This is a genomic window from Brasilonema bromeliae SPC951 (genome assembly GCF_012912135.1).
GTDB lineage: Bacteria > Cyanobacteriota > Cyanobacteriia > Cyanobacteriales > Nostocaceae > Brasilonema > Brasilonema bromeliae.
Window position 1 is genome coordinate 1 of the sequence record NZ_QMEB01000234.1, and the last position, 10,816, is coordinate 10,816.

The following is a 10,816-nucleotide window of genomic DNA, read 5'->3' on the forward strand; positions in this document are numbered from 1 at the left end:
CTCTCCTTGCTAAGGAGAGGGGAGGTTTTGGCGTCAGCCAAAGCCGGGGTGAGGTAACACGCGCGTTATCAAAACTTTATCCTCAACACAGAAAAGATAACAGCACTAAGAACCGCACTTGCAGGAACTGTAATCACCCATGCTGCGGCAATTCCTTGAAGAGTTTTGAATTGAATAGACTTAAAATCTTGCACCAGTCCAATGCCAACAACACCACCAACCAGAGCATGGGAGGTAGAGACGGGTAAACCCAGTCGGGAGGCAAGCAGGATATACGAACAAGCGATCGCTTGTTTTGACAAAGCCATTAAACTCAAGCCTCACTCCTACAAAGCTTGGAATAAGCTAGGTTACGCCTTAGTGAGACTGGGACGCGATGACGAAGCGATTGAAAGCTTCGACAAGGCGCTGGAAATGAAACCAGACTACGCTAGTGCTTACTACAACAAAGCCGCCTGTTATGCACTGCAAAGACAGATTGAGTTCGCTATAGAAAATTTGCAACCAGCAGTGGACATTCGTTAAAAAATAATAGAATGTTGCTTTTGTCAATTAGAAAATATGCTGATGACAAAGCATATTTCAGGTATTAAATTAACTTAAGACTGATTTTTTCGAGCAAAAGTGAATGACGAGTACAAATAGTACGCGACAAGCCTTTATGCTTTAAGCTCCGCTTATCGCTCCCACAAAAATTATGTTTTCAAGCACGGTTTTTGTCACCTTTTTAAGTAAGATTACTTATTGACAAAAGCGCGATAACCATAACATGTCAAGGATAGCAGTGGATATGAATCCTAGCGAGAAAGAAGCTGCAACTGACGCAGATTTGCTGTGAAATTGCCAGATATAAACGTTTTAGGCAGTTTTTCGCGAAATTTGCCCAGTCAACCCACCCTGAACCTATGAAAAAGGTCAGGGGCATGCTACTAAAGCTTGGAATAACCGAGGTTACGTTTTAGTGAGGCTAGGACGCGATGACTCTCGTATTTGTTCGCTAACAAAGGAGACTTATGATGTTGACAACGGTCACGCAGCACTTGTTGAATGTTCGCTATCGGGTTTTAGAAGGGCTAAAAGACTCTGCATCAATTAAATCTGTATTAGCAGGAAAAGCTGACAAAGATATCTACATCAAATACTTAACCAATGTATATCAATATGCTCAACACAGTCCCAAGGTGATTGCACTCGCGGCTTCCCGTTGCATGAACACTCACCCTCAACTTGCCAAATACTTGCTTCATCATGCAGAAGAAGAACAAGGACACGACTTGTGGGCGCTAGCAGACCTCCAAGATTTAGGTGTGAATGAATCTACAGTGAAATTGGCATACCCAGTACCATCATGCTCAGCGATGATTGGATTTGTCTATTACACTGCAGGGTATGCAAATCCTGTAGGGTTGTTTGGATGGTTATATGTCCTCGAAGCAATGGGCAATGACATAGGTGGAATCATCGCTGAACAGCTCAATGATGGACTCAGTCTATCCAACACAGCGCTCAGATTTGTGGCTGGACACGGCATTAGTGATCGGGATCATACGACGGATCTGACTGAGGTCATGAACACTTATGTTAAAAATCCTCAGGATGTTGCTGATATTAACCACGTAGCTGACGTAATTGCAGACCTTTATGTCCGAATGTTCACAGAAATCGCAAAGATAAGGGTCTGATGACTTTAAGTGTTGCAGTCGCCAAAACAGAGGCAGAACTCAATGAGATTTGTCACTTCCGCTATCGCATCTATGTCAAAGAATTGAAAATTTTGCCACCGGAAGCAGACCACTCAAAGCAGATTTTACGCGATTCCCTTGATGATTACGGTGTCTCCTATGCGCTTCTAAAGGACGGTCAAGTTGTTGGTTCACTCAGATCCATCTTCCTTAAAGACGTACCAAATCCTAAGCCTCTGATCAACAAATTCAACCTCAAACCAGCAATAGAAACCTTTGGTACCTCAGCCATTATTACTACCAGTCGATTTATTCTCGATCCTCAACTACGTCACGGAAGCGCCGTGTTTCGTTTAATAGAAGCTGGTTATAAAGAGGGGCGATCGCGTGGAGTACGTCTCAACTATGGAGACTGCAGTCCCTATCTACTGCCGTTCTACGAACACCTTGGTTACAGTCGCTATATATCAGCATATAACGATTCGTCTTTCGGTTACAAGTTTCCGCTTCTGATGTTGGTGGGTGATCATGCTTGGTTTGAGCGTGTTCACTCCCCCCTTAGGCGTCTTGCCTTCTGTTATCCTCAAGATACAAAGGCGCGTCAATGGTTTGAGAGCACTTACCCGGAATACTTTGGACTTGAAAGTGCCCCATTCTTACCTGAAAAAGTCTTTTTCGACACCCTAAGTCAGCGCTTGGGCAATAATCCTTTACGTAAAATATTCCTACTGCGTGGACTTGATCAAACCGAGGCTAATCTGTTCCTGAAGGAAGCTACAATCATTAAGACTTCACCAGGCGATTGTGTTGTTAGACAGGGAAATTATGATAAGACGTTCTACGTCATGTTATCAGGCATCGCAGAAGTCATTGACAATCAAGTCCCCGACCATCCAGCTAAGATTCTAAGCGCTGGTGAACTCTTTGTTGAGAATCATATCCTGACACCTGAACCTTGTGCTGCAAACTTAATTGCATGCTCAGTCTGCAATATATTGGTAGTGCCTGGAGAATTCTTTGGCAAGTTTTGTAAACAAGAACCGATTATTGCTTCAAAAATACTTTTGAATCTTGTCCAACTAGGACTAAAGTCGCGAGGCTGCAATGAAATGCGTGCGACGTGAAGGCGTGTGTTAAGTACACCTCAGCCGCTTCATAAAGCGGCAGATTTGAGCAGGTTTAGCCCAACCCTAAAAAAAGTGCGGAAATCATGCAGCGCTCGCATTTGTCATTAACTCGCCCCTGTATGGCGAAGTTGCAGGTAAGCCCCAACCTCAGCTATTGCAGCTCTTGCGGATGCAATCACCCCGCCCATTTGATAGAAGCCGTGTATAACACCAGGGTATCGGGTATGTGTGACAAGACAGCCAGCGTCGCGCAACTGCTGAGCATAAGCTTCTCCCTCGTCCCGCTGAGGATCGAGTTCTGCTGTAATTATGAGTGCAGGTGGAAGATTCGACAGGTTAGGAGCACGCAGAGGCGAAGCGTATGGCTGTTCACGCTCAGCCTGATTGGGAACGTACATTGCAATCTGACTCAATTTGTTTTCACGTGATTGGGCTGGATGGAGAAAGTCTAATTCATACCATGATCGAGTGTTGATCGCCAAGTCTGTGTCAGGATAAATAAGAATCTGTGCAATTGGACGACTGGCATTACGATCTCGACACATCAAACATACTACCGTAGCAAGCAACCCACCAGCACTGTCACCACCTACTGAAACTTTAGAGGGATTAATACCAAGCTCTTGGGCGTGTTCAATAACCCACTGCAATCCAGCAAAGCAGTCTTCTGGTGCAGCAGGAAAGGGTGACTCTGGAGCTAATCGGTAGTCTACCAATGCGATCGCGCAACCACTCGCGTTAGCGAGAACCCGAAGTGGACGATCATGGGTATCGAAGCCACCACTGATAAACCCGCCACCGTGAAAGTACACAAGAGCCGGTAGTGGAGTGTCGTTGTACTCAACTCGCGGTTTGTACAATCGAAGTGGGATAGCGGGTGTCGATGGAACTGTGTGGTCTTCAACGGTTTCTACTTCTTGAGCATCTCCAGCAAGCCCAATCACCTGTCGATACCCATCGCGTGTTAATTGAACGAAATCAGCATTAGGAGGTGGGGACACTGCGTGCGCTTGCATTTTTTGCACAACGGCACGGGTATCTGCTGTCATTCTGGCAAAAATGTCTTCTCTCATGTGACCTCGTTCCTTTGCTTTTCCAATGTTGAATCTTAAATAATTTCAACTGTAAATGTCTTGTCAATTTGTGCGAATAATTGGTCAAATTGTGCGATACGCGTAGCGTCAAGCCTCCGGCTTATCGCGTACGATTACTATTTTCTGTCGGTACGATAAGCTTTGGGCGTGACTCCAGTATGCCGACGAAACACCTTAGTAAAGTGGCTTTGACTTTGAAATCCAACCTGTTGATAAACTTCGGTAATTGGTAATTCTGGATCTCGCAGTAGTTGTTTTGCCTTCTCAATCCGGCATTGTAATACATACTGATGAGCGGTCAATCCTGTGGACTGCTTAAACAGACGACCAAAGTGGTAGCGACTCATCTGTACGATTGCAGCCAGTTCCCCCACGCTTAAATCCCGATCTAAGTAAGCTTGAATGTAATCGATCACTAACTGTAATTTCAGCTTTGGCAATCCATCTGTGTAATTGCCAAGGTAATGATGACGGGTGGCATAACGACGAATGAGATGAGCACCAAGCGCTGTAGTTAAAGCATCAACATAAAGGCGACTACTGGCTTCACCCGCTTCTAGCTCCCGTTTCAGGGCTACTCCAATCCCGTGAATGAGTAAATCTGGGTGGGCAAACTGCGGTAAGAGTTCAAGGCGATCGCCATCGACTGATTCATGAGCAAGGTGAGCAAGCTGAGTTGGTTCTAATGAGATAGAGATGATTTCTCCTGCTCCGTCCCAACGGGCTTTGTGTCGCACATTAACGGGAATGAGCACCGTGTCTCCCTGGCTAAATTGTTCACGCTGTCTTTTGTCATCCAGTTGGCGTTCTGAATTGACATAATCGTGTGAGTACCGGATCAAGATCAGGTGTTGTGTGTTGCAATGTTCTGGTGTTTCCCAGGCAGGTTGCCAAGCATATCGCACAGTGATGCCATCCCATTTCAATAAGTGACTCGATAGCGTTGGCTGATTGGGGAGAATCTGTAACGTAGCCCCTGGTTGGTTTGTCCGAACAATCACTGGCTGCTGTTGTTGCATATTCTTCTCTATCGTTGCTTACAGACTAATTTTTTCTGTGTTGAGGATAAACTTTTTCTAAACTCAAAACTTTATCCTCAACACAGAAAAGATAGCCGCGCTAAGAACCGCACTCGCAGGCACTGTAATCACCCATGCTGCAGCAATTCCTTGAAGAGTTTTGAATTGAATAGACTTAATATCTTGCACCAATCCAATCCCAACGACACCACCAACCAAAGCATGGGAGGTTGAGACAGGTAAACCCAACCGGGAGGCAAGCAGGATAGTTGTCGCAGTTGCGAGTTCAGCACAAAATCCACTACTGGGTTGCAAGGAAATAATACTTTCGCCAATCGTGGCGATAACTTTTTTTCCCAAAATCGCTAAACCAGTGACAATTCCAACGCCACCAAGTATTAAAATCCATATGGGGATGTTGAAACCATCTGTAGGTACACTGCCCGTGCGGTTAATGTAAGCAATTGCAGCTAGAGGAGCGATCGCATTCCCCACATCATTAGAACCATGAGCAAAAGCAACAAAACAAGCACTGAGCAATTGAAATCGACCAAATAACCTTTCAACAGGATTTTGGATTTGGGTTTTTTCCCTTGTTTCCTTGTCTGCCTTGTCTGCTTGTCTCCTTGTCCCCTTGTCTTCCAACTGTCGCCAGCTGTAGAATGTGAGTCCAACTGTAGCTACAGCACCAGTTACCAATGGAATATCATGAGCAGGTATTTTGAAACCAACTTGCTCAATCAGAAAAGTTGCGAGTCCCTGAGTTAGTGACGGTAGCACAATCACACCAAAAATCCCCAGCAAAACAGCACTCAACCAAGGAATCCACTCGTTTAACTGTACTAATGGATTTGGTTGATCTAAAATCCAGCGCTTGATTTGACTGTAGAATAAAGCAGCAATTGCCCCGCTGATGACTGGGGTGATAATCCAACCTATCGTAATTTGTCCAATTGTTGACCAATCAATCGCACTCACTCCCAAAGCAACCCAGCTAAATCCGGCGATCGCACCAACAACCGCATGAGAAGAAGAGACAGGCAAACCCCGTGATGTAGCAATTTGCAACCACAAACCGCCAGAAAGCAGCACCGCCACCATTCCAGTAACTAGCATTTGCGGTGTATCGGCAAACAAAGCTGGATTGACAATTTCTGTCGCCAAAGTTTGCGATACCTCTTGTCCAAATAGTACCGCACCCGTAAACTCTAACACTCCAGCAATAATCAATGCCTGTTTGAGGGTAACAGCTTTGGAACCAACAGAAGTTCCCATTGAGTTAGCAACATCATTTGCTCCGAGATTCCAAGCAAGATAAAAGGCGAGAAGTGCAACTATGATGACAAGCATTTTGTTTGTGTGGAAGATGAGGGGAGTGTGGGAGTGTGGGAGTGTGGGAGTGTGAGAGTGAAGCGCGTTTGCGCAGCACCCCCTGCGGGGCTAGCGAGCCGTAGGCTGGGGGATGAGGAAGATGACTCAGATCTTACACCTGCTTTTTCGTCCGCCTAGAAATAAATTTCTAGGCTCAAAGCTCAAGTAAGCTAAAGCTCACTGGATATATATTTCAGTCCGTTTTAACGGACTTTGGCTATAAGCCTTGAACTTGAGTTCAAGGCGTACTCACCGGTAAGGTGCAAGATTTGAGATGAGGGAGATGAGGAAAGGTTTTTTAGCTATTCCCCTTGTCCCCTTCTCCCTTCTACGGATAAATCAAAATCTTATACGTTTCTGCAGTAGGAGCGATCGCCTGTTCCACTGCTGCTGATAAATCTTGTAATCGATAGCGATCGCTAATCAATGCTTGCACGTCAATGCGTCGATTAAAGACAATATCAGCCGCTAAACTTTGAATGCGGTAGGATGAACTGTAACTGCCCATAAGGTCAATTTCCCTGCGGTAGAGAAGATTCGGATTAACTGGAATTTCCATCTCATCAGGAAACTCCGCGAAAAAGAGAATTTTCCCACCTTTGCGAGTACAATCGAGGGCTTGAAAGAAAGCTTTATCACTTGGGACTGCAAGTAGGGTAACATCAACACCCATGCCATTGGTCAAATCATGAATCTTTGCTGGTAAGTTGGCGTCACGGGCATCAAATGCTGCTTCTGCACCTACACTCAAAGCTTTTTCAATCCGGGATGGGAGTAAGTCGGTGGCGATCGCCTTCGCCCCAAAATACTTCACCAACATGATAAACATTAACCCAATTGGTCCCGCACCAGTAATCAAAACTGTTTGCCCGGGAGCAATTTGGGCTTTCTTGACTGCTTTGAGGCAGCAGTTCGTTGGTTCTACAAAACTTGCTTCTTCAAAACTGATATTATCAGGAATGGGAATCAACCCACCATTACGCACAATATGACCAGGAACTTTGACATATTCAGCAAAACCTCCACCACTAGCGTTAAATCCTGCTGTCGTAGAGATGTTTTTGTAAGTATCGCACATCGAGAAATTATCATTTAGGCAGTAATCGCAACGCATACAAGGGATATGGTGCATCACCGCCACCCGTTGTCCAACTTGCCAGCCTGTGACTTGCGAACCGACCGCTGATATAGTTCCAGCAGTTTCATGTCCAAAAATGCGCGGCGGTTCATACAAAGGATAACGAATTTTTTTGATATCTGACTGACATAACCCCACAACCTGCACCTGTACCAGCACTTCATCCGGTTCCAGTGTCGGTACGGGCAGCTCTTCGTAAGAAAGTTGATTAACGCCTCTAAATACCTGTGCTTTCATGTTAAATTCTCACCGCTCAACGATCATACATTTAACACTTAGGGGCGTTCTTTATGTTACTTGCTACAAAATTTTCGTCACGGAAATCTTTTGTGGTAGTTTAAATTACATGATTATCGCGATTCATAAGAGCGAATTTTAGCAACCAATTTCTGTAAATTAGCACCGTCTTTCTTACTTAAAAATGCAAGTAATTCCTGATACGAAAGTGGTCGCCTTCTATACTTTTGAGACTGTTGGCGTAATACTTGAATCATTTCTTCAGGATAGTCCTCAAACAAAAGACAGAGGAAGTCATCAGGAGATTGTGCTTTCAGATTCCAAGGTGTCAAAGCTTGAGCGTTAAAGTCTGTAAGATTACTAGTAACAATAACATTAGCATTAGCAGTTACAGCAGCCGCAAGAACATGACGATCTTTTGGATGATTTGTCATTACTTCCTCTAATTCCACAGGTACTTTTACCATTGCTTCAGGAAAAGCTGCTTTCATTGTTTCCTGAAGATTCTCAGCCTGTTCAACAGAAATTTTCCCTTTAAGGATAAGGTTCCTCATTGCTTCATCTAAGATGTTTTGCGACCAGTAAAGTACGTACAAACCAGCTTCAGCAGTCGATAGCAAGGTATCGCGTAGATACATCGGAAATAAGACGCAGGCATCCAGGAGAGCGCTAGGCATAGCAATTATACTCTACTAATGTCACAATTACTTTTCCTCCTCATACAAGCCAGCTTCTTCGCTCATTTCAATAAGTTGCTTCAAAAGTTGGCTACGCTTTTTATCCCGTTGTTCTTTATACCTTACCAAATCCTCAAAACAAACCCGTCGATGTGAACCCACCTTAATGTAGGGAATTTCTCCCTGTTCTAATAACTTAACAACATAAGGTCGTGAAACGTTGAGAAATTCAGCGGCTTGTTGTGTTGTCATTTCATAACTGTGGGGAACTAGAGATACAGCTTGTCCTGAAGCCATTGCATGGACGACATGACGCAGCACTTGATAAAGTGACTCAGGAATGTCAATTTGTTCTCCATTAGTTCCTATTAGTTTCACTTGAGAACCTTGGCTATTGAGAATATCTTCTACTTGCTTAATAGATTGGGCTTCTTGTTCAGTCTTGACTGCTTCTATAGGCACGTTATGTGTTAGTATAGTTGTCATTTTTTTGATATTTTATAACTCTATGCAACCTACGATAACACAAACCGTATTACATAAACGAAATATCCGAAATGGTTAAGGAGTGTTCTTCACACCTGCCAAAACAAATTTGATCGCCGCCTCAATGTGCTTTTCTACCATCTCTGGACTGAGGCGATCAATCTCAGGGGTTAGGTGTTTCCAATTTTCGTGCACAGTAAAGTAGAAAATGCAAACGCTGAGAATATGAGTCAGTGTTAAAATTGGGTCGAGTGGACGAAAACACCCCTCTGTTATACCTCGCTCAAGAACTTTGAGAAGATGCTCGTATAAACTCCACACGTTGGCTTGCTTGAAATACAGGCCTTGATTTTGACTCGCTTCTTGGAACCACAGCATCTGACGATGGGGATTGCTGGCTTCGTAGGCGATCGCAGTCCGAATGATATGCGCCATTGCGTCTTCGGGCGGCAAATGGTCGAGATTTAGCTGACTAACCATTGCCTGAACTTCATCAATCGGACGCTGCAACACGGCTTTGTATAAGCCCTCTTTATTCTCGAAGTAGTAATGAATTGTGGCAGTCGTGATGTGCGCATGATTTGCGATCGCACTCAACCTCGCACCTTTAAGACCGTGCCTAGCAAACTCCAATTCTGCGGCGTCAAGAATCTGCTGCTGCGTCACATCTGCATCTCGAATCTGACGAACCGATTTGGTAACTCGCTTAGTCTTGACTTTTCCAACCACAGTATCACAATCTCTCGTTTGTTTTCTCATACTACCAAGCAAGAGATATCCTGTTTCGTTGAGTTAACACGCTTATTGCGGAATTGCCAATTGACGACGGAATCACCTATAGCGTAACTTACTAATTAATTAGTAAGTCGTTTAACAAGTATTTATGACAATGCTGCAAGGTGCACCCTGGCTATTAGCACACCGTTCCATGCTCAAGCCAAATCAACCTGTGAAAGTTTCTCTCTACGGTAATGACTACGTTCTCTGGCAAGACAGCACAGGCAAAATCAGTTGCTTACCAAATGCTTGCCCTCATATGGGTGCGATGCTTTCGGAAGGATGGTGTGTCACCAAGCCAGATGGTAGTAGTGTGGTGGTTTGCCCGTTTCATGCATTGGAATTTGATGGCTCTGGCTGCACTATCTTACCAGGTTCTAATAAGCCAACAAAATCTTTGATGGAACCATTGGAGTTAGTGATTCAAGGCGACTTTATTTGGTCTTACGGTGGTTATGAGCCGAAGATTCCTATCCCAACAATTATGAATGAAATTGCAGGGGAGTATGAATTTATTGGGTTCACGGGCGAGCGCAGTATCAAAACTGATTTCCTAAGCCTCCTGTTAAATATGCACGACTACAACCACCAAAATGGCACCCATCGTGAGTTATTTGAGATTGAACAAGTGCAGTTGAAACAGTTTATCGATGATGGATTTCACTCCCACGCCTACATTGATCAGCCGAGGAAGAAACCTACACTCCGCCACATCCTCAAAAATCCTGTTCTCATCGCAATGCCAAAAGTGCTTCAAGCTCATTTAGAAAACTTCTTCCCATGCATGGCGGTGATGCACGGTGAGAATGCAATCCTCAGCCTCAAAGAGTGTCATTTCTATATTCCAGAATCACCAAATCACTCCCGCGTCTTCATTTTGATGTTTATAAAAGCGCATACTCCCATTGCTCATCTGATAAAAGGAAATCTCCTGCGGCTGATAGATATTGTTGTAGAGCAAGACGCTGACATTTTGAGCAAACTCTATGCCAATACACCTCAGCACATCAAGCTCAATAATGAAGTCGGGATGGATTGGGTGCGGCGAAATTTTGAGAGTTTTCCAACAGTTGTTGAACCGAATTTCTCTCGGTAACGGCTTACGTTAGTGTAAAAAATTCAGAAATAGCAGATAGTGTCTTACTCCCTTCCCGGTGCAAGATTACCTATCTTCTTTTTGATTTTCTTGGCGTCCTTGGCACGCCAGG

General features: G+C 44.4%; 10 protein-coding genes and 2 pseudogenes. 4 read left to right on the top strand and 8 right to left on the bottom strand.

Going from position 1 to position 10,816, the window contains the following annotated elements:
• Positions 1–68: 68 nt before the first annotated feature.
• Positions 69–272 (bottom strand): annotated as a pseudogene (locus DP116_RS23315) (inorganic phosphate transporter); the annotation flags it as partial.
• A gap of 1 nt (position 273) precedes the next feature.
• Here DP116_RS23315 and DP116_RS23320 point away from each other — a divergent pair.
• From DP116_RS23320 to DP116_RS23330, 3 genes and pseudogenes are all read left to right on the top strand, one after another.
• Positions 274–519: pseudogene (locus DP116_RS23320) on the top strand (tetratricopeptide repeat protein); the annotation flags it as partial.
• Positions 520–1,013: 494 nt separating this feature from the next.
• Positions 1,014–1,682, top strand: coding sequence for an iron-containing redox enzyme family protein (locus DP116_RS23325; protein WP_169157436.1), 669 nt, complete (start codon positions 1,014–1,016; stop codon positions 1,680–1,682).
• The gene (locus DP116_RS23330) at positions 1,682–2,806 is read left to right on the top strand and encodes a cyclic nucleotide-binding domain-containing protein (RefSeq protein WP_169157437.1); all 1,125 of its coding nucleotides are present in this window, start codon (positions 1,682–1,684) and stop codon (positions 2,804–2,806) included. Before DP116_RS23325 ends, DP116_RS23330 begins: the two co-directional genes overlap by 1 nt.
• A gap of 107 nt (positions 2,807–2,913) precedes the next feature.
• Here DP116_RS23330 and DP116_RS23335 read toward each other — a convergent pair whose 3' ends face one another.
• From DP116_RS23335 to DP116_RS23365, 7 genes are all read right to left on the bottom strand, one after another.
• On the bottom strand, positions 2,914–3,882 hold the full coding sequence (locus DP116_RS23335; protein WP_169157438.1) for an alpha/beta hydrolase: 969 nt from the start codon (positions 3,880–3,882) through the stop codon (positions 2,914–2,916).
• A gap of 137 nt (positions 3,883–4,019) precedes the next feature.
• Positions 4,020–4,922, bottom strand: a complete 903-nt coding sequence (locus tag DP116_RS23340) for an AraC family transcriptional regulator (RefSeq protein WP_169157439.1) — start codon at positions 4,920–4,922, stop codon at positions 4,020–4,022.
• Between the two features lie 63 nt (positions 4,923–4,985).
• Complete coding sequence (locus DP116_RS23345) at positions 4,986–6,272, bottom strand: inorganic phosphate transporter (RefSeq protein WP_169157440.1); 1,287 nt, start codon at positions 6,270–6,272, stop codon at positions 4,986–4,988.
• 349 nt (positions 6,273–6,621) lie between these two features.
• Positions 6,622–7,668, bottom strand: a complete 1,047-nt coding sequence (locus tag DP116_RS23350; RefSeq protein WP_169157441.1) for a zinc-dependent dehydrogenase — start codon at positions 7,666–7,668, stop codon at positions 6,622–6,624.
• 113 nt (positions 7,669–7,781) lie between these two features.
• Entirely contained in the window at positions 7,782–8,345 is a 564-nt protein-coding gene (locus DP116_RS23355; RefSeq protein WP_169157442.1) for a VapC50 family PIN domain-containing toxin, read from the bottom strand.
• A 27-nt stretch (positions 8,346–8,372) separates the two neighbouring features.
• The gene (locus DP116_RS23360; RefSeq protein WP_169157443.1) at positions 8,373–8,831 is read right to left on the bottom strand and encodes a helix-turn-helix domain-containing protein; all 459 of its coding nucleotides are present in this window, start codon (positions 8,829–8,831) and stop codon (positions 8,373–8,375) included.
• Positions 8,832–8,906: 75 nt separating this feature from the next.
• Complete coding sequence (locus DP116_RS23365; RefSeq protein ID WP_169157444.1) at positions 8,907–9,590, bottom strand: TetR/AcrR family transcriptional regulator; 684 nt, start codon at positions 9,588–9,590, stop codon at positions 8,907–8,909.
• 124 nt (positions 9,591–9,714) lie between these two features.
• On the opposite strand from DP116_RS23365, the gene DP116_RS23370 reads away from it, so the two are divergent.
• Positions 9,715–10,704 (top strand): Rieske 2Fe-2S domain-containing protein, encoded by a 990-nt coding sequence (locus tag DP116_RS23370; protein WP_169157445.1) that lies wholly within the window; start codon positions 9,715–9,717, stop codon positions 10,702–10,704.
• The last annotated feature ends 112 nt before the right edge of the window (positions 10,705–10,816 follow it).